Here is a 21,135-nt window from a genome sequence, read left to right on the forward strand (position 1 = left end):
GGGGGGGGGGGGGGGGGGGGGGTATTATACTTTTTTCATTCATTTTGTCAAGTATCTCCTTTTAATATCAAGATTACATCAAACTACTGCATTATAAGAAATTGCCAAAGACGCAATAAGTTTTTAGAAATTTCTTACATTCAATGCTGTGGAGACTGCCCTTATAGCAGTGAATAGTTAGTAAAAAATCCGCTGTTATTATGGAATCCTTCACTTGTAGGATGCGTAGCCGGCAACCGCCTGCTTATAGAGAAATGCTAATATTTTTATGTATATCAACTTTCTCTAATAACTTTATGTTAAGATATTATCACTTTACCACCGACTTATTCAAGGTATGAAAAGCATCAGATACCTTCTGAAAATATGCATACTGTCTAAACCTCGTGTACAAGGACGTACAATGTTCACGTTGCCCGCCCCGGATGCCATCGCTAACAAATGTACTTCCGTGTACATTTGTTAGCTTCGAGTTTTTGTTCAAAACAACCATGGACGGCGGTGGTGTTAACGGAACATTTTTTTAACGGAGCCGAAAACGCCACGAGTAATTTCCCGTCCGACTGAGCGGGTGATGCTGTCAACTAAAATTCTTCCCAACCGGTCTGTGGTGCTTTGATTTTTCCGTTTTGCGGCTTCTTCCAGTCTTAACTTTGCCGCTTCCGCCCTTGCTTTGGCGTTTTCGGCTCGTATAAGCGCCGCTTCTTCTTTTGCCTTTGCTGCGGTTTCTTTTGCGAGTTGCTTTTCTTCGGCTTGGCGCGTTGCGGCTTCGGCTTGTTCGGTAAATTGCTTGGTAAGAATCTCGTAGGCGGATTCACGGTCTACAGGATCCTTGTATTTGTATAACAAGGGAGATTCTTCTACCAACGCTGTGATTTTAGCGCTATCAATTACACCTATTTTACTGTGAGGAGGCGCAATCAGTGTCCGCTGGGTTATGGAAGGGCTGCCGTCCTGCTGCAAAACGGAAACAAGGGCTTCTCCGGTTTTAAGCTGTGTGATGACTTGAGCGGTGTCGAACGCAGGATTGACGCGGAAAGTCTCGGCCGCAAGGCGTATGGCTTTTGCGTCCTTAGGGGTAAACGCCCTCAACGCATGTTGAATCTTATTTCCCAGCTGACCAAGGATAGCTTCGGGAATATCGGCGGGATTTTGAGTAACGAAAAAGACCGCAACGCCCTTCGACCGGATTAAACGCATAATTTGTTCAATCTTTTGAAGCAATATCTTTGAGCCGTTATCAAACAACAAGTGAGCTTCATCAAAGAAAAAAACGATTTTCGGTTTTTCCGCATCACCGATTTCCGGGAGGTTTTCGTAAAGCTCGGATAAGAACCATAGCAAAAAGGTTGAATACAGCATGGGCTTTTGGTACAGTTTGACGGCATTTAATATATTGATATATCCGCGTCCCTCGAATGTTTGCTTAAAAAAATCAGTGAGGTCTAAAGCCGGTTCGCCGAAAAAATTATCCGCTCCTTCATTTTCGAGCGTTAAAAGATTCCGCTGAATTGCTCCTATCGAGGTGTCGGAGATATTACCATATTTTAATTTTAAATCCTGCTTATTTTCACTGATATAATGGAGCATCGCTTTAAGATCCTTTAAATCCAAAAGCAATAGTCCGTCCTCATCGGCGACACGGAACGCAATATTCAATACGCCGGTTTGCACTTCGTTAAGGTCTAAAAGGCGAGAGAGTAACAACGGTCCCATTTCGGAAATCGTGGTGCGTATGGGGTGTCCCGTTTCTTGTAAGATACTCCACATCCGCACGGGATAACTTTTAAATTCAAAGTTTGAAATATGCAAGAGACTGAGCCGTTCTTGCAGTTTGACACTCGATTCACCTTTTTCGGCAAAACCGCACAGGTCGCCTTTCACATCCGGTAAAAACACCGGCACACCTAAATCGCTGAATGCTTCCGCAATTACTTTGAGCGTAACGGTCTTTCCCGTACCGGTAGCCCCTGTAATAAGTCCGTGTCTATTCGCCCTCATCGGTAAAAGTTCAACGGCAGCTTCGCCGCGGCCTAAAAAAATTGCTTCGCTCATAATGCTTTCCTTATAATGGTAATAAAGAAGGCAACCACTAAAAATATTTTTGATGCAGTTGCCATGGAATTTCGTCTCTAGGTCCGCTTAACCCGTTTAAAGAGTTCCTCGCGGGTAAGCACAATCCAGATTGGGCGGCCGTGCGGACAAATTGGTTCGGGAAGTTCAAAGGCTTGCGCCGCAATGCGCTGCTGTGTTACGGGATCGAGGATGGCGTGATCCTTACAGGCAGCGCGGCAAGCTGCTGAGGCTAAAACCTGATAGAGGATATCACCGGCATTTTTACGGACACCGGTGATGTCGCGGATAAGATCACGCTCCGTACCTGTCCACCGTGCCGGTACGGCGGTTACCTGCCATACGCCTGCACCTTCATCGGAGAGGGCAAACCCTGCCTTACACAGCAGCCCCTGATGTTTTTTGATAAACGCATCGTCTTCTTCCGATGAAGTAATAATCCGGTAGGGGATTAACAGCTCCTGTACACCGCCGGTATTGTGCCGCAGCTGCTCAAAGATAATCCGCTCGTGGGCGGCATGTTGGTCGATTAAATACAGCGCATCGTTTTTTTCTACCGCGATAAAGGTACCGGCAACCTGTCCGAGCAGCTTAAAATCTGCCGGAGGAAGATCCGGCGGCGGCTGTAAATACGCTGCCGTCCCCGTAGCCGCAGGCGGCGGAATAATATGCCCGCTTGCCGAATAGCTAACCGCCGCTGTCGCCGCTATTTGGCGGAATGCGCTACCGTATCCGCCCTGTGCGTCATCGTAGCCCACTTGGGTGCCGGATAACGTGCGGCCGTATCCGGCAGACAGTGCACCGGTATCGTTTCCGTACGCCTTTTCATATCGAGCATAGTCATCGGCTGCGGTGTCGGCGGCTGGGTTACCGCTTTTACCGTATCCATACAGGCCAGTTGTCGTGTCGGAGTGCGGCGGCTGTGGATATGCTTCTGTCGGAGAACCGTGCTGAAAATTTAGCGGGCGGGTAAGGCTTGGATCATACTTCTCTTTTAAGAGACTTGCAACGGTATGCTGTCGATAGAAGGAGCCGACGGCGCTGCTAACGGCATGGTGGATGGCGCCGTAATCTTGAAAGCGTGCTTCTTTTTTTGCGGGGTGGATGTTAAAGTCCACACGGGAAGGTTCTACCGTTAAGAATAAAAACGCAACGGGATGTCCACCGTTGGGAAAATAGCCTTCGCTGCCATACTCGATTGCCTGCGTAAGCCCGAACTCGGTAATCCTTCTACCGTTGACAAACACCATGATGGCGCGTTTGTCGCTGCGAACGACATCCGGACTGCCGAGCACAATACGGAACGAAAAATGCTCACCGCCTCCTTCGATTTCAAAAAAGAGCGCTTCGGGTTCTTTAAACGAAAAAGCTGCGAGGCAGCGTTCCCGCAACGACTTCGCAGGAGCAAGGAGAAAACGGAGCATTCCGTCTGTGATAAAGCGCATTTCGGTGTGGTAATGCGGCAGGGCTTTGTCAAGAAAGATTGTCCGGCACAGCGCAGTCTCGGCAGCCGCCCGCTTTAAAAACTGCTTGCGGGCGGGGAAGTTTTCAAAGAGGTTTTCTACCTGCACCACCGTACCGGCATTTAGACGCGCCGGAAGGATCTTTCCCAGCTGCAATTTCCATGCGGCGGGACCGTTTCGCGTCGAGGTAATCTCCAGATTGCTGACCGCTTTAATAGAAGAAAGCGCTTCGCCGCGGAAGCCGAGACTGTGCAGGGAAAGCAAATCTTCCGCCGTGGAAATTTTGCTCGTGGTGTGAGTGTCCGTACAGATTGCGAGGTCTTCACGGCTCATTCCGCAGCCGTTATCCGTAACCCGAATGCGGTCGATACCACCGCCCGAGATTTCCACCTGCACCTTTGAAGCGCCTGCATCGATTGCATTGTCTAAAAGCTCGCGGATAACGGCTGCGGGGCGGTCGATAACCTCTCCGGCGGCAATCTTCCGCGCTGTTTCCGCATCAAGCGCTTTTACCGGCTTGTAGACGGCGGCGGAATCAGCTGATTGAGATACGGTATCCATTGCTATACATCATCAACTGAAAAGAGTTCCAGTTCAGGCTTATCTTGCGGCTGCACCGGCTGATTCATCAATATCTGTACCTTGCTTTCTATTTTATCAATATCTTTTTCCAAAGTTTTAGCGAGTTTTATTCCTTCTTCAAAAGCGGCAAGAGCCTCTTCCAACGGAAGATCGGCGCTCTTGATTTTTTCGCTGATTTCTTCAAGACGGGCTAAGCGTTCTTCAAACTTTTTCAACGTATTCTCCTTCAACAGGGACAATCGCATCAGAACCTCCACGGAGAGCGGTTCCGTTCCGGTCTGCCTTCAGACAGGTCAATCTCAAGAAGTGCTGATTAATTCGCATTCGAATTAATCGGTGTTTCCCTGACATTTGCTTAACCCGCGTTTGAGGCTTTGCCGACGCAAAGCATAAGGCAAAATTGGCGCGAAAGTTGCATAAAAAGGGATTCGTAAGCTCCGTTGATTATCTGTTATTAAAATATATCTGTCAAGTTGCTATCTCGAATGGATTTTTTCCGCTCCATACGCATTCGTGTCGTCGTAAGATAAAGAGAGCATGCGACGCCTTATACTTTTTCAATATTCTATGCTATACTATCGATATGGCGCCTAAAATATGCCTTGTATTGACGGAAAATACAATTGATAAAAATATTCAACTCATTGAACGGTACCGTCCGTGGATCGATATTGTTGAGCTGCGGGCAGACTTTCTTGACCCGCAAGAGTTGCTGCACATCCGTATGTTTCCGAAAATTGCGCATATACCGGCTATCTTAACCATACGCAGATTTCTGGACGGCGGAGCATTCAAAGGCGGGGAAGGCTCCCGTATCACACTGTTTGCCCGCGGGCTTGCCTTTGCGGATACCGAGCCGCTTAATAATTTTGCATATCTCGACCTCGAATCCGATGTGCAGGCGCCGAGTTTGGAAGAGGCGGCGCAAGCCTTTAACATCGGCATTATCCGCAGTGTTCACAGTATCAAAGCGCCGATTAAAGACATCGCTGCTAAAATACAGGAAATCCGGCGGACGGACGAAGAAATTGTAAAAATTGCATATAAGGCCGATAGCCTTGCGGATGTAACGGCGCTTTTCAAACAAGCACAGCAACTTAACGGACAAAATATATTAATTGCGATGGGCAAGTACGGTATTCCTTCTCGTATTTTAGCGGCGAAACTGCATTCTTCAATTGTATATACCATGCCGCGGGAATATATTATACCACACCATTTAGAACAAGAATTCATCGATCCTATTACGCTCAACGAGCTATATCGCTTTCGCACAATAAATGATAAAACGAGCATATACGGGGTTGCCGGTATGGATACGACAAGAAGCCTCAGTCCTGCTATTCACAATAAAGGTTTTGAACGAAAGAATATCAACGCCGTCTATATCCCGATTTCGGCTGCGGACAGCAAAGAAGTTATTGCATTTGCCGATTGTACCGGAATAGCAGGTCTTTCGGTTACTCATCCGTTTAAATTCGATATTATTCCTTTTTTGGATTCGATCGGCCCCGCGTCAACTGCGTGCGGGGCTGTGAATACGGTACTATTTGACGGAGGCAAACGGCGAGGCTTCAATACCGATATCGACGGTTTTTCGCGAGCTTTGCAAGAATTTTTGAACGTTCAGAGCCTAAGGTTTAAACATGTCGCTATTATCGGTACCGGCGGAGCGGCGCATGCAATTGCCAATGCCGTACATCTGCTGCATGGGAAAGCCTGCGTTTTCGGTCGTTCTGCGGAAAAGGCAAAACAGCTGGCAGAACAGTATAACTTCCGATGGGCGGTCTTGGACTTGGCCTCTATCCGTATACTCAAAAAATATTCCGATGTGATTATACAGGCGACCTCTGTCGGTATGCATGAGGATGAAGATCCGCTTGAATTTTACAGTTTTTCGGGCGCCGAAAAGGTATTCGACGTTATCTATACTCCCGAAAAAACAGCGCTCTTAAAACGTGCCGAAGCTGCCGGCTGCGATATTTGTAACGGATACAATATGCTTCGGTACCAAGCATATAAACAATTTGAATTATTTACAGGAGGTTCCTATGAGTAATACGATAAGTATTGAAGATCAAAAAGTATTGGTTGCACACGCTGCTATTGACAAACTGATTTCCGAAGGGCTCATCCATTCGGGGATGAAAATCGGCCTTGGAACCGGCTCTACCGCGATGCCTGCCGTAAAACGCTTGGCTGAGTATATTGCAAAAGGGAAGCTAAAAAACATCGCTGCCGTTCCTACCAGTTTTCAGACATCAATAGCGTGCGAGGAATTCAACATTCCTATTTTTTCCCTCAGTTCGGGACGCATCAACGGCTCGTTGGATCTTACGATTGATGGAGCGGATGAGATTGATTCCAAAAAAAATCTGATTAAAGGCGGAGGGGCGGCTTTGTTGCGTGAGAAAATTATCGCCTATAACAGCGAACTGTTTGTCGTTATCGGGGATGAAACAAAAAGCGTCAAAACTTTAGGAGTCCATTTTCCGCTCCCCATCGAAATTGTACCGGAAGCACGGCTCAGCATTATGAAAAAACTTGAAGGCTACGATGTTTCGATGATTATCCGTGATGGCATCCGGAAAAAGGGGCCGGTTATCACCGATAACGGAAACTTCATCATGGATATCAAATGGCCGCCCAATACAAAAATCAATCCGGCAAAATTGGAAAGCGAGCTGAATGCCATACCGGGCATTATTGAAAACGGATTTTTTACCCAAAAACCTCCGCGCGTCTTTTTAAGCAACGCCAACGGAACCATCGAAGAATTCTAACAGATAAAAGGCAACCGCACCGGAAGTCAAACGGTTGCCTTAAACATTACCAATTGATAAAACATCACAAATTGATAAAACAACTTTATCCGAAAAATAGAGCAAGATACCTCTATAGCGTTGCTATCTCTTCAGCGCTTAAACCGGTTACTTGCATAATCATTGCGATATCAGAATGGATCTGCTTTAAAATTTTTGCACTTCCAACAACTTTTTTATGCCCCCCTGTTCTATGCCTTGTTCTATACCTTCAGCAAAGGCTATTTCACGTTCTTCTGCACGTTGTACTGCAATATCCTCTTCATAATTATATTCGGCTATTAACAATATTGATTACCTCCTCTTTTGCAAATATGCGGGCATCTGCGTTGTCTTTCCAGCACTTTTGAAAATAGTGGTACCGGATACAAGGCGCAGAGCGAATAACACCCGCAGGCACGGTAAAAATGTACCTCCTTGTACATTTTTACCTACGTGTTTGCTGCGCAAACACGCTGCTGTGCAGCAACACCGCCATCCATGGCGGTTCTGATACGTCGAGGATTGTTTTCAGTAACGGCATACGGGTATATAGCCCTTCCGTAAGCCTTTTGAAATAGACAGTACAGATACAAGGCGCGAGCACAAATTAACCGCAGGCTGTTGAAAAGCGTACTTCCGTGTACGCTTTTCAACGACAAGTTTTTTTGGCAAAAAACTTGCTTTTGCATGGAACCACGGACATCCTTGTCCGTTCTGAAATACCATTTGCCGTTAGCCTTTTGAAATAGACGATGCAGATACAAGGAATACGGTAAAAAAGTACCGCAGGCGTATCTTTGATACGTTGAGGACACTTTTTTACCGTATGACGCAGTAGATGCGTCGTATATTTTCAAAAGGACTCATTCTTTCCAGACTTGGAGAACCCCCGGCTGCTTCCCCAGCTGTTCGATAAATTCATCGGAAGAGGATACTTTCAGCTGCGAAGAGCCCTTCACCTGATAGACGGTATCGTTATCGGTAATATGGATAAAAATATCGCAGGTGCCTTGCGCGCCGAAGAGGAAATCCTTGAGCGGCTGGAACTGTAAATCGGTTTCGATGAGCGGATCAAGTTCAAGATGCACCTCTTTAATCGAACGCTCTTTCAGCTCATCGATGCTGACCATCGATTCAACGAGGAACGACGGCGTATCGCGCGAGCAGTCCACTTTCCCGATAAGGCCGCAGACAGTTTCAGGCAGCGCATTGGCGCGGTTTTCTTCCCACACCTTGGAAAAGAAGGTTAAATCGATGGTTCCGGTACGGTCTTCAAAGGTGCCGAAGCCCATCCATTTGCCGTTTTTAGTCTGATAGGGGCGGATACCGGTAATCATCCCGACGATGGTATACAGCTTTTCTTTCTGCGCACGCCGGAAATTAATCAGCTCCAGGGTAGCGCTGCGGTCAATCGCCTTCTTGTACTCATCGAGGGGATGGCCGGAAATATAAAAGCCCATCAGCTCTTTTTCGATACGAAGCTTTTCTTTTTGCGGCAAATCGTTGACCTGCTTAAAGGTAAAATCGGAAAACTCTTTAATGCCGGTATCCTCAAACAGGCTGGTTTGACCGACTGCCGAGCCCGCCTTTTTCTGTGCGCTGAACGCCATTGCCGCTTCAAGATTATCCAATAGCTCGGAACGGTTCTGCCCGAGCTTATCGAAGCATCCCGTCTTGATGAGCACTTCCAAGTTCTTCTTATTCACGGTGTGTAAATCCAGCCGGTCAAGAAAATCGATAAACGACTTATAGGGGCCGTGCGCGGTGCGTTCGGCGACAATATCGCGGGCAGCCTGCTCCCCTACCCCCTTAATACCGAGCAGCCCGAATACGATATCTCCTTCATAGACCGAAAAATATTCTTCCGAGGTATTGATGTCGGGAGCGTGAAGCGCAAGTCCCATCTTGTTCGCTTCACTGATATACTCCGGCAGCTTATCCGTCGAGGTAATCTCGTTGGTGAGGTTTGCCGCCATAAATTCCGCCGGGAAATTCGCCTTGAGATAGGCGGTTTGGTACGCCAGTACCGAATAAGCGGCGGCGTGGCTCTTGTTAAACCCGTAACCGGCAAAAGGAATCAGGATTTCAAAGATACGGTCGGCGTCTTTTTCCTTAAAATTGTTCTTTACGGCGCCTTCGATAAACCGCGTTTTCTCCTTTTCCATAACCTCTTTTTTCTTTTTTCCCATTGCGCGCCGCAGCAAGTCCGCTTGACCGAGGCTGTAGCCGCCGATACGCTGCGCTACCTGCATAACCTGTTCCTGATAGACGATAACGCCGTAGGTTTCCGACAATATGTCTTCGAGGCAGGGGTCGGGATATTGAATTTTCGATGCATCGAATTTCGATTCGATAAACTGATCGATGTAAGCCATCGGCCCGGGACGATAGAGAGCGTTTAACGCAATGAGGTCTTCTATTTTATCCGGCTTTGCGCGTTTCAGAATGTTCTGCATACCCTGACTTTCAAACTGAAAGACCGCGGCGGACTTTCCTTCACCGAGCATTTTAAACGTCGCCGCATCCTGCTCATCGATCTGCTCAATGGAGAAGTTCGCGTACTCCCGGCCCCGCTTTTTGATCAGGTCTTCCGTGTGTTTAATCAGCGTCAGCGTCTTGAGCCCGAGGAAGTCCATCTTTACCAAACCGCAGTCTTCTATTAAATCCATCGTAAACTGAGAAGCGGTCTTGCCTGTCTTGGAATCCTTGTACAGCGGTACATAATCGGTCAGCTTCGTTTTACCGATAACGATACCTGCCGCATGGAGGCTCGTGTTCCGGTTGAGGTCTTCAAGTTTTTCCGCAATGGAAAAAAGCTCCGTGTACCGCGCGTCTGAGCGCATTTCGGCGAGTTCGGGGACATCCGCAAAGGCTTTTTCAAACGTGAGCTTAGGATCGGAAGGCATCATTTTGGTGATGGCATTTACCTCGCCGAGCGGAATTTCCAACACCCGCCCGACATCCTTGATTGCGGCTTTCGGCTTCAATGTTCCGAACGTGATAATCTGACCGACGCTTTCATCACCGTATTTTCTGCGTACATAGTCGATAACCTCCTGCCGCCGTTCGAAGCAGAAGTCAACGTCAAAGTCCGGCATGGAAATACGTTCGGGATTAAGGAAGCGCTCAAACAGCAGTTTGTATTTGAGCGGGTCGATATCGGTGATCCGCATCGCGTAGGCGACAATGGAGCCCGCCCCGGAACCGCGCCCCGGCCCAACCGGAATGCCGTGCTCCTTCGCCCAGTTGATAAAATCCCATACGATAAGAAAGTACCCGACAAAGTCCATCTTCATGATAATACCGAGCTCATAGTCGGCGCGTTGGGTCATCTCTTCGGTAACGGGATTGTAGCGTTTTTTTAAGCCCTCGTGCACGAGGTGAGTGATGTACTCTTCTTTTGTTGCAAAATCTTCCGGTATTTGATACACGGGAAGAAGCGGCCCCGGCTGCGGAATTTCAAAGTTACAGCGATCCGCGATGCGGCAGGTATTGGACAGCATTTCGGGATAACCGGGGAACAGCTGTTCCATCTCCTCCGCCGATTTGAGATAGAATTGATCGGTTTCAAACTTCATGCGGTTGGTGTCGGAGCGGTTCTTTTTTGTGCCGATACAGAGGAGGATATCCTGCGCAACCGCATCCTTTTGCTCCGCATAGTGAGCGTCGTTCGTTACCACCATCGGCACGCCTATCTTGCGTGCAATCTCAATCAGCATCGGCGCAACCTTCTCCTCGTCGGCAATACCATGCTTTTGCAGCTCGATAAAGTAATTGTCGATGCCGAATATGCTGCGGTAACGTCTGACATGCGCTTCGGCCTCGGCCTTTTTGCCCTGCAACAGCAGCGACGGTAATTCTCCCGCAAGACAGGCTGAAAGGCAGATAAGCCCCTCGGAATACTGTGTGAGGAGCTCCTCGTCAATACGCGGTTTATAGTACATGCCCTCGGTGTAGCCTTTGGAACACAGCACCATCAAATTCCGGTAGCCGGTTTCGGTTTCGGCAAGCAGGATAAGGTGAAAGTATTTACGGACACCGGTATTGGTATTCTCCGGCTTTCCGAACCGGCTGCCGTTCGCAACATACACTTCGCAGCCGATAACCGGCTTTATCCCCTGCGCCTTACATTCACGGAAAAAGCGCAAGGCAGCAAACATATTACCATGGTCGGTCAGCGCGAGGGCTGTTTGTCCGAGGTTTTTAGCGGTTGTTACCAGTTGTTTTATGGAAGAAGCGCCGTCCAACAGCGAATAGTCGGAGTGCACGTGTAAATGAACAAAATCTTGAGGCATAGGTAAAACTATAGCAAAAAAGTCGGTATATGATAAGAGGCGGGAAATGCTAACGCATCTAAAAAGTTTGACATTTATAATTCACAATTCTTAATCAATAATTCCCCACCACTCATTCAGCATTGCCCGTGCCTCTTCTTGTAATGAAGGAACCACGCAAACTTCCAGCTGCTTGAGGTTATCGGTGCGGTAGGTGCGCCCAAGGGCTTTGAGCGATTCGCGTATCTTAGTACCGAGCGCAGGGTGTTCATCCAAATACGAAAGAATAATAGTAAAGACCGAGGCGGCGGAACACACTTTTTCCCATTCGGCAAGATCGGTGATTTCTTTGCGGGACGTAACACCGGTGTTGATGCAGTAATTGTAGACAGTATCGGGTATGCCGAGATACATACCGGCATATAAGGCAATAAAAAAGTAGGTAAGGACGTCCTCCGCCATGGTGCAATAGGTAAAGGGGATTTCTGCAAAAGCTTTTTGAACAAGATTCGTTTTAAAAAGTTTGCCCCACAAAAAGTCCGAATAGAGGTGTTCTATCAGAAATCCGTGCATAATTGCATCGCCGGTAAGAGTACCGAAGTACACATGCGCCGCTTTTTGTGCAAAGACGGCAACACGTGCTTCCGGTTCCCCTTCCGTACCGAATACCGCTGCCTTTCCGTGCACAATATCCGCGCCGGACGCACAGGCGGCATCGTACAGGATGTGAAGCGCATCGGAAGGCAGCTCATCGTCAGAATCGGCAAAGGCTATGTATTCCCCCGATGCAGCATTCACTGCCGTCCGGCGCGCTTCCACCAGCCCAAGGTTTTTTCCGTGTTCCAAAAACACGAGCGGCAGCCCCTGCTTTCGAAACTCCTTCGCATACGCTTTAATGATACGCTCAAGCTCTTTTGTGCCGGGGCTGCCGTCATTGACAATAATAGTTTCAAAAAACGGCGCATCCGCCTGCTGTAACACTGTGTCTAAAAACCGCCCGACCAGCCCCTCCGTCCCGTACACCGGAACGCAGAGGCTGACGAGCGGCTTGTGCTGCGCTGCACGCCCGAAGCGCACTGCGCAGCGTTGAATAAAACTCATCGTACGGGTTATTCCCAGTTAAAACCGGAGGATGAAGGCTCTCTTTGCAATTGTTTAGAGAATATCCCGCCAGCATCCTTTTCTTCCAGCAAGTTTTTGTCTAAGTCATATTCAAAAACTTTGTTATTGTTAGCTTTAACATGCGATGCAGTAATTCCGTCTTTACCCCAAGCACTGTCCGAAGCAATAACGAGCTTTTTCGGCTTAACGGCGATAAAGCGGTAGAATCCATAGCCGGTTCCCGGATTCATACCTTCCGGAGGTACGGGATTCTTTTCAGCGCGCTTTTCTGCATTACCGGAGAATGATGCCGTTTCTGCAATTTTATACAGTATACTGCCGTTTTTAAAGCTATCAAGTTGATACCCGCTATTATCTTTCATCCCTTTTTCTATCTTTGACGTAACAGCATACAGCACACCGTCGACTATCCGTAAGTCATAAATAGCTTCATTATACTCGTTGTAAGAGTCAGGATAAGTATGCGAATCTTCGGCAATGGCGGAAGAAACAATCGTTACATCCGAAGTGTCAGGGCTATCCTTCTTGTACTTTGTTACCTTGAGCGTATAGGTAGCGGACGGTACTGTTTGCTCTTTCGTAGCAACAAACACCCCATCCTTGTTTGCGGCAAGGGCAGTCATCGCTCCGGTTATATTTGTGTTCACGTTTGTCTCAGTTCCCAACCCAGAAAAATTGTCACCCCATATTAACTTAGATACCCGCCAACCGCCGTCATCATTTCCGTAATACAAGCAATTTTGCCCATCGGAAATATCTACCGCAATATATTTAGGTATCCGCGGTCCAATGCCTATCACGGGAGAATCTACTCCTGCAGTGCCGTCATAAGAAACGCCGTTTTTCAGCTCAAAGCGTCTAACCTTGTAATCATTCGAAGTATCTTTCCACAATATGTAGAGATTCCCCTCTTGGTCATAGCAGAAGATATCAGTAGGGTTTGCGAACGCAGAAGCTGCAAACAGCGTGTTATCCGGGGAAAAAGGATCTGTTCCGTCAGCACTTGTCCAATAGGTTATATTACCCCCATCATTCTTCCACAGCAGTATCTTCGTATCGGGGTATTTGTACTCAGGTTTTTGCTCATACCACGTTGCCGCCGTGTCTTCGAAGGTTATCGCATTTGTGTTCCGTTTAAATGCAGCGATGCGGTTTTTGTTGCTCTTGATATGCCAGTTTTCGTTTACATACTGAATATCCAGTCCATCGTCTGCAATGTAGATCTTTTCTTCGTCATAGCCGATAAAACCAATCGGATTGGAAAAATAATTGCCGTCGAAAGCAAGGCCTAAATCCGGATTGTCGGCTTTGGGATTAAGCCCTATCTTGGTTTCATCGTTAAGCGCACCGCCGGAATAGGTATAACGGACGAGCTGCCCAAGTGCATACTTTTCATGACCCAATCTTTGTTCTTTAAGCAGGCAGTACACGCGGTTTTGGTCGGCAAAGAGGCCGGTACACGCAGTGTTATTATTGACGACGGCGCTGGGTGGGCGAAGGCTAGGAAGCGTCTTTACAACCTTTTCTGTAAGCGTTAAGGCAGAACCGGACAACGCCGCCTCATAGGCGATGAGCTTATTTCCGTAAGATGGACTTGCCGCCGTTAAAAACAGAATATTGTTATATGCAGCAGCTACGGTTATGTCGTCAACGGCGCTGATAGACGAACCGGTGAGATTATACGCATTAGAACGGGTAAAAGTATTATGCCCGGTTTCTTTTAGCGCATAGGCTTGTTTAGCTCTATTGATTAAAAAAATAGTATTTGTTTTAGGATCAACCGTCATAGTTATCATAGCCGGAGAAGTAAGAGTACCGGCAGGCGGCAACAGAGCTGTGATAGCAGTCTCAAAGCCGTTATCTTTCTTACCTTCGGCATCAAAGCGGCTAAGATACCTTGAACCGCCCTTATCATACAGCACATATATCCGTCCAATACCGTCCCGTGCCGTTACCGGTAATATATAATTGCCACCGATGTTAACATTTGTAAGAAGTTCTTTAGCTCCAAGCTTCAAAGTAATTTCGGGATTTGCAGGATTATCGGCTACAACACTGAAAAGGATCTTCCCCACGCTCTTTGGCGTTTTTGAAAGCCTTACGGCAACATCATTGTTTCCGGCTGTAACGGTATGTACTACCGAACCGCTCCATTCCCCTGCTGCCGTTTTAACGGCAGCCTCTACTTTAATTATCTTTCCGATGGCAACATGAAGCGTAACAGATGTTGTCCCTTGTGCCAGTCGTGTACCACTATGCGCATCGGTAACGGTTATTTCCGTATTAGTATTGTCAAAACGGGGTAGCCCATTGGCAGGATCAACGGCACGGGCATCCCCACTCCCGATAACAATTCTCACAGTACCGGTCTCATTTCCGGCGGTCATACCGTTACATGCCGTAAACACAAGGCACAGCGCGGCAAAAAGAATGCTTACAAAGCTTACACATAATCTTTTCATATTCAGCCTCCTATAAAAAAGTCCTCTATAAAAATAAAAATCCCGATTCATTCGTTATCTTTTTAGATAATCTCACTTTACCTATTTTCCTGAACGTAGTATACACCGTTTCGCAGAAAAAATATAGACCTAACCGCATTATTTATAACACATTATTTGTGTGGAATTGACAGGATATATCACATCCCCTACGGCAACTGCTTTGATATGGAAACAAGGACGGTTAAAGATTCGGCGGTATGTAACCCATAATTTTGAATTACGTCTCTGATATGATACGAAGAGCACCGAGTTTACTCTGTGGTCGCTATAAAATAAAAACGCCATAACAACCGCTGGAAATAACGATAGTATGGCGCTTATGATATTAAAAATGACAAAATATACCGTTATTCCTCTGGTTCAAAATCATCAGGAATATCGAGGTTTGTGTATACGTTCTGGACGTCGTCATCTTCTTCGAGACGTTCAACCATTTTTAACACTTTACGGATTGTTTCTGTCTCCAAACTCATATACGTTGCAGGAACCATGGAAATTTCTGCAGAAACGGATTCAAAGCCTTTTTCCTGTAATGCTTCAAGCACGGAAGCAAAGTCGTTGGGGTCGGTTGTTACCGTAATAATACCGCCTTCGGCTTGAATATCTTCCGCGCCGGCTTCTAATGCCTCTTCCATCAGCTTTTCTTCGCTGACGACTTCGGCATCATATTCTATAACGCCTTTGCGGTTAAACATATAGGCTACCGAACCGGTTGCACCGAGGTTACCGCCGTTTTTAGAAAAGAGGTTTCGCACATTGGCTGCCGCCCGATTTTTATTATCGGTCAGCACTTCTACCAATACCGCAACTCCGCCCGGCGCATAGCCTTCATACAACAGTTCTTCGTAACTTGCACCGCCCAATTCGCCGGTGCCTTTCTTAATAGCTCTTTCAATATTATCTTTCGGCATGTTAGCCGCGCGTGCTTTTAATATTGCAGTTCTTAACCGGGGGTTACCGTTCGGATCCCCGCCGCCCATACGTGCAGCTATAGAAATTTCTTTAATAAACTTTGTAAACATCTGACCGCGTTTTGCGTCAGCTGCTCCTTTTGCGTGTTTAATTGTAGCCCATTTACTGTGTCCAGACATTATATACTCCTTCCGTCTTAAAAAGGTTAAAAAACAAGATGTGCGCAAAAGGTATAGCATACTATATGTAGCTCTGTCAATTACGCATCTTTTGGAAATATACAACGCATCTACGCCAAAACTATACATCCGTGTATAGTTTTGGCTACGAGTTTCGCGTAACCGCGAAACATCGCTTCTGATATAACCAGCGGCATCCGTGCCGCTACTGCAATAAATCCTCAACGTATCATCACGGACAGGGATGTCCGTGGTTCCAAACAGTAACCAGTTTGCAAGCAAACCGGCAGCTCAAAAATGTACAAGGACGTACATTTTTGAGCGAGGATGTCCGTGGTTCCCAGCAGTAGCGACGTTTTTGTGCAGCAAAAACTCGCGTTCAAAAATTGACAAGGAAGTCAATTTTTGAACTTGCCACGGACGGCGGTGGTTCCACGCAGAAGCGAGTTTGCCCTGCAGTATTTGTCCGATTGGGTTGATTTAACCGGAGCATAAAATTGAGATATGTCAATCAAGGATGTTGTCAATCAAGGATAGTAATTATCCCAACTTTGTGTTACACTAACTTAGGAAAGCACTGCTTAAATGCGCTCCTCGCTTTAATCAGCGCTTCCCTAACTATACCGCGAATTGCAGACTTTTAATATTTTTTATTTTATCTTGGATAGATGTGGTTTTATATATGCAATATCATTGCGAGGTAAACTATGGATCATCGTTTTAAAAGAATAGGCTCTATTTTTTTATCCATCGTAGTAACACTCTCTTGGCTTATTGTTTTTACTGCTTGCCGCGATACACGAGAAGCGGTTCTCTATCTCTATAATTGGACATACTACACGCCCGATTCCGTTATCAAAACCTTCGAAAAAAAATACAATGCCAAAGTTGTCTACGATGATTTTGCGTCAAACGAAGATATGTTTGCCAAACTCATGGCAGGTTCAAAAGGCTACGACCTTGTTATCCCATCAGCAGACTATGTTTCTATCATGATAAAACTTAATATGCTTGATCCTATCGATGTTTCAAAAATCCCGAACATCCGCTATTTACGTTCGGATGTACTCCATCGAATTGACTATGACCCTAAAATGGAATTTTCAGTACCGTATTACATGGGCGCTGCCGGTATTGCGGTAAACACCAAAGAGGTGCCCGACTATGAGCGCGGCTGGAATATCTTTGAACAGGCAGATTTAAAAAACAGAATGACGATGATGGATGATATGAGGGAAGTGCTCGGCGCTGCATTAGGTTCTTTAGGTTACGAGCCGAACAGCACCAATCCCGATGAGTTGGAACAGGCATATCAGTTAGTCCAAAATAACTGGAAGCCGAATCTCGTAAAGTTTGATGCGGACGGTTTTGCAAAATCTTTTGCGTCGGGGGACTTTTTAGCGGTACAAGGATATGCGGAATCGATTTTTGCGGAGTTACAAGAAGATCAAACGCAGTATGTCGATTTCTTTATTCCGCAAGGCGTTCATTCAGGCTTGTACATCGACAGCTTTTGTATTCCAAAAGGGGCGCCTCATCCTGAACTTGCACATGCCTTTATCAATTTTATGCTTGAGCCTACCGTTTATGCAGAATTTTTAGATACCTTCGGCTTTCCGCCTTCCATCCACACAGAGGCAGGATACTACCAAAAAAAGCGGCCGCACTACGCACTCGACGACCTTAAAGACTGCATTCTCAAAAAAGACCTCGGTGCAAACTTAGAGCTGTATAACAGCTTTTGGCAGCGGATCCGTTTTACACCGTAGGATAAGCCGACTTCAACCATCTTATAAGGACAAATATATCCCGATATTCTGTGTCAGGATATGTTGATTTAACTGTTGCATGTTATCATTACGGAAGTAATGTTGACCGCTAACAGCATATTGTAAGCTTACATGTCTAATAAGGCTGTATAGCGACAATTCAGAACCTCGGCTAATTTTTTAGCTATCTTTAAACCGATAACACGCCGATTGGCTTCCATCGCCGAAATATCCGTATAACTCACACCCGTAAGCCGTGCTAGTTCGGTGATAGAAAGCCCCGCACGGGTTCTATAAGCTGTAAGTTTATCGCCCGGGGTTATTTCTGATTTTAGTTTTTTATATAATTCCGTATCTTCCCATTTTTCAAGCCCATTATCACTTTCTTCGATATCAACCACCTGCGCTTGCGGATAGTGCTGCATAACCAAATCCTTAACGAGACGGGAGCCGATTCCTTTTATACTCACATTAATAGGGTGTACTTTCTCTACTACCTGCATAATATACCTCAATATTTATAGAGTTATTTTCACATGTCCAGCATGCAATGTATGAATACGTTAAATGACAATGATAAGTATTATCTGAAAGTTTACTAAAATTCGGCCAAGACGGCTGCATTACTCCTGTTTGTTTTAAATCTTGAAGTAAATCAGCAAATAATACCTGTACAGATTTAGGCGCTATTTCTTCGCACGATTTAGAACATCGCATTTCAAGGTAACCTATTCAGAAACGGAACTTTCCGAACAGGTTTAATTTAATATTTCGACGCTTTGTGTCAGGATTTTTCTCTAAAAAAATTTTATTGCCGTTTTTTCATTTTGTGCGTACATTTATTGTATGAACATAGACAAATACACCGTTAAAGCACGTGAGGCATTGCAGGATGCAGCCTCGCTTGCAGAACAGGACAATCACAGTCAGGTTGAGCCGGTTCATCTCTTATATAAACTCTTGGATCAAGAGGAGGGGATTGTACCGCCGCTCATTGAGAAGATCGGTGCATCAACGGATCAGATCCTTGATGCGCTCGATGTTATTTTGGATAAAAAACCGCGGGTAACCGGAGACTCTGCACAAGTCTATATGTCGCCGGTTTTAACAAAACTCTGCGCTCAGGCGGAAAAGCTCGCCGCTTCGCTCAAGGACGAGTATGTTTCCACGGAGCATCTCCTCCTTGCGCTTACAAAAAGCGATGACGAGGTAGGCGAACTGCTCCGCTCGCATGGCATTACCTACGATGCGGCGTTGAGAGCCTTAAAGGATGTGCGGGGAAATCAGCGGGTTACGAGCGAAGACCCCGAAGCGACGTTCAACAGCCTCGAAAAATACTGCCGCGATTTAACCGAACTTGCCCGGGAAGAAAAAATCGATCCCGTTATCGGACGCGATGAAGAAATCCGGCGGGTGATGCAGGTACTGTCGCGCCGCACCAAAAACAACCCCGTATTGATCGGTGAGCCGGGTGTCGGTAAAACCGCTATCGTAGAAGGACTTGCCCGCCGGATTGTGTCCGGGGACGTGCCGGATAGCCTGCGCGGAAAAAAGCTCTTATCGCTTGACCTCGGCGCTTTGGTTGCCGGTGCTAAGTTCCGCGGCGAATTTGAGGAGCGCCTTAAAGCGGTTATCTCCGAGGTGCAAAAAGCCGAGGGCAGTATCATCCTCTTTATCGATGAGCTGCATACTCTTGTCGGCGCCGGTGCAAGCGAAGGGGCGATGGATGCTTCCAACTTGTTAAAGCCTGCATTGGCGCGCGGTGAGCTGCGGGCGATCGGCGCTACCACCTTGGATGAGTACCGCAAGTATATTGAAAAAGACAGCGCCCTTGAGCGCCGCTTCCAGCAAGTGTACTGCCCCGAACCGAACGTAGAGGACACAATTGCCATTCTGCGCGGCTTGCAAGAAAAGTACGAGATACACCACGGCGTGCGCATTAAGGATGAGGCGCTCATCGCGGCGGCGGTGCTTTCCAACCGCTATATCACCAACCGCTTTTTGCCCGATAAGGCAATCGACCTCGTAGACGAGGCGGCGAGCAGGCTCAAAATGGAAATTGAAAGCCAGCCGGTTGAGCTTGATCAGGTGGAGCGCAAAATCCTCCAGATGAATATCGAAAAGGTGTCGCTTTCCAAAGAAACTGATGCCGCTTCAAAAGAGCGGTTGGAAAAGCTGGAGCAGGAGCTGTCCGACTTAACCGAAAAGCGGAACGTGATGCAGGCGCAGTGGCAAAACGAAAAGACCCGCATCAACGAGTCGCGGAAATATAAGGAAGAGCTTGAGCAGTTGCGCCGCGAAGAAACGCAGTTTACACGCGACGGCAATTTGAACAAAGCTGCCGAGCTCAAATACGGACGCATACCGGAGCTGGAAAAAAAGATTTCCGCGGTTACCGCAGAGCTTGCAAAAAAGGCCGGCAGCAGCGGGCAGCTTCTCCGCGAAGAGGTGTCAGAAGAGGATATTGCGAAGATTGTTTCGATGTGGACGGGTATTCCGGTTGCAAAGATGCTTGCAAGCGAACAGCAGAAGTACCTCGACCTTGAATCGGTGCTGCAAAAGCGGGTTGTCGGACAGGATCAGGCGGTGCAGGCAGTTGCCGATGCCATCAGACGGAATCGTGCAGGACTTTCCGACCCGAACCGCCCGCTCGGCAGCTTCCTCTGCATCGGACCTACCGGTGTGGGGAAAACCGAACTGGCGCGCACCCTTGCGGACTTCCTCTTTAACGATGACCGGGCGCTTACCCGTATCGACATGAGCGAATATATGGAAAAGCATTCGGTGAGCCGCTTAATCGGAGCGCCGCCCGGCTACGTGGGCTATGACGAAGGCGGGCAGCTGACTGAAGCAGTGCGCCGCCGTCCGTACAGCGTGGTGCTCTTTGACGAAATCGAAAAAGCGCATCCCGATGTGTTCAATGTCTTTTTGCAGATACTGGATGACGGGCGGCTGACGGACGGACAAGGCAGGGTAATAGACTTCCGCAACACGATTATCATTATGACGAGCAACCTCGGTTCGGAGCTGATTTTAGCGGCGGATACCCCGGAGGAGATGACTGCACAGATTAAAGACCTGCTCAAGCAGCACTTCCGCCCTGAGTTTTTGAACCGTATCGATGAGCTTTTAACCTTTAGACGGCTCGGCAAAGAGCAGATCCGCAAGATTGTCGACATTCAGCTGCAGGCTGTTTCCGCACGGCTTGAAGCGCGCCGCCTGCATTTGATTGTAACGGATGCTGCAAAGGACTTCCTCGCAGACATCGGCTACGATCCCTTGTACGGCGCACGCCCCTTAAAGCGGGCTATCCAAACCGAGCTTGAAAACAAGCTTGCCAAAGAGCTGCTTTCGGGCGCTTTTGTCGGTAAAACCGACATTACGGTGGATGCCGGAAAGGGCGGCTTGACGTTTAAAGCGTAAGGCAGATAATGCTTTAATTGATAATGGGTA

General features: G+C 47.3%; 13 protein-coding genes. 4 read left to right on the plus strand and 9 right to left on the minus strand.

Going from position 1 to position 21,135, the window contains the following annotated elements; translation table 11 throughout:
• Positions 1 to 507: 507 nt before the first annotated feature.
• From HGH47_RS03405 to xseB, 3 genes are all read right to left on the minus strand, one after another.
• A complete protein-coding gene (locus HGH47_RS03405) occupies positions 508 to 2,055 on the minus strand; it encodes a helicase HerA-like domain-containing protein (protein WP_432910374.1) in 1,548 nt (515 codons plus the stop codon).
• A gap of 77 nt (positions 2,056 to 2,132) precedes the next feature.
• Positions 2,133 to 4,097: a DNA mismatch repair endonuclease MutL gene (gene mutL / locus HGH47_RS03410; RefSeq protein WP_432910377.1), complete on the minus strand. Its 1,965-nt coding sequence runs from the start codon at positions 4,095 to 4,097 to the stop codon at positions 2,133 to 2,135.
• Positions 4,098 to 4,099: 2 nt separating this feature from the next.
• On the minus strand, positions 4,100 to 4,333 hold the full coding sequence (xseB, locus tag HGH47_RS03415; protein ID WP_432910380.1) for an exodeoxyribonuclease VII small subunit: 234 nt from the start codon (positions 4,331 to 4,333) through the stop codon (positions 4,100 to 4,102).
• Positions 4,334 to 4,701: 368 nt separating this feature from the next.
• On the opposite strand from xseB, the gene HGH47_RS03420 reads away from it, so the two are divergent.
• Positions 4,702 to 6,177 (plus strand): type I 3-dehydroquinate dehydratase, encoded by a 1,476-nt coding sequence (locus tag HGH47_RS03420; protein WP_212565543.1) that lies wholly within the window; start codon positions 4,702 to 4,704, stop codon positions 6,175 to 6,177.
• Positions 6,170 to 6,901: a ribose-5-phosphate isomerase RpiA gene (rpiA, locus tag HGH47_RS03425; RefSeq protein ID WP_432910383.1), complete on the plus strand. Its 732-nt coding sequence runs from the start codon at positions 6,170 to 6,172 to the stop codon at positions 6,899 to 6,901. Before HGH47_RS03420 ends, rpiA begins: the two co-directional genes overlap by 8 nt.
• 186 nt (positions 6,902 to 7,087) lie before the next feature.
• Here rpiA and HGH47_RS03430 read toward each other — a convergent pair whose 3' ends face one another.
• The 5 genes from HGH47_RS03430 to HGH47_RS03450 all read right to left on the minus strand — a co-directional run bounded on the left by HGH47_RS03430 (position 7,088) and on the right by HGH47_RS03450 (position 15,913).
• The gene (locus HGH47_RS03430) at positions 7,088 to 7,228 is read right to left on the minus strand and encodes a hypothetical protein (RefSeq protein ID WP_432910386.1); all 141 of its coding nucleotides are present in this window, start codon (positions 7,226 to 7,228) and stop codon (positions 7,088 to 7,090) included.
• A gap of 557 nt (positions 7,229 to 7,785) precedes the next feature.
• Positions 7,786 to 11,217, minus strand: a complete 3,432-nt coding sequence (gene dnaE, locus HGH47_RS03435; RefSeq protein WP_432910388.1) for a DNA polymerase III subunit alpha — start codon at positions 11,215 to 11,217, stop codon at positions 7,786 to 7,788.
• A 90-nt stretch (positions 11,218 to 11,307) separates the two neighbouring features.
• Positions 11,308 to 12,297 (minus strand): glycosyltransferase family 2 protein, encoded by a 990-nt coding sequence (locus HGH47_RS03440; RefSeq protein ID WP_432910391.1) that lies wholly within the window; start codon positions 12,295 to 12,297, stop codon positions 11,308 to 11,310.
• Positions 12,298 to 12,305: 8 nt separating this feature from the next.
• Positions 12,306 to 14,780, minus strand: coding sequence for a hypothetical protein (locus tag HGH47_RS03445; protein WP_432910394.1), 2,475 nt, complete (start codon positions 14,778 to 14,780; stop codon positions 12,306 to 12,308).
• A 389-nt stretch (positions 14,781 to 15,169) separates the two neighbouring features.
• Entirely contained in the window at positions 15,170 to 15,913 is a 744-nt protein-coding gene (locus HGH47_RS03450) for a YebC/PmpR family DNA-binding transcriptional regulator (protein WP_432910397.1), read from the minus strand.
• Between the two features lie 707 nt (positions 15,914 to 16,620).
• Between HGH47_RS03450 and HGH47_RS03455 the strand changes: the two genes are divergently transcribed.
• Positions 16,621 to 17,682, plus strand: coding sequence for an extracellular solute-binding protein (locus HGH47_RS03455; RefSeq protein ID WP_212565548.1), 1,062 nt, complete (start codon positions 16,621 to 16,623; stop codon positions 17,680 to 17,682).
• A 128-nt stretch (positions 17,683 to 17,810) separates the two neighbouring features.
• On the opposite strand, the gene HGH47_RS03460 is transcribed toward HGH47_RS03455, so the two are convergent.
• Positions 17,811 to 18,185, minus strand: a complete 375-nt coding sequence (locus HGH47_RS03460; RefSeq protein ID WP_212565549.1) for a helix-turn-helix domain-containing protein — start codon at positions 18,183 to 18,185, stop codon at positions 17,811 to 17,813.
• 343 nt (positions 18,186 to 18,528) lie between these two features.
• Here HGH47_RS03460 and clpB point away from each other — a divergent pair, with 343 nt between their 5' ends.
• Positions 18,529 to 21,105, plus strand: coding sequence for an ATP-dependent chaperone ClpB (gene clpB / locus HGH47_RS03465; RefSeq protein WP_212565550.1), 2,577 nt, complete (start codon positions 18,529 to 18,531; stop codon positions 21,103 to 21,105).
• Positions 21,106 to 21,135: the final 30 nt, after the last annotated feature.

Origin of the sequence: Treponema sp. OMZ 805, assembly GCF_050937395.1 — a bacterium.
Lineage (GTDB): Bacteria > Spirochaetota > Spirochaetia > Treponematales > Treponemataceae > Treponema.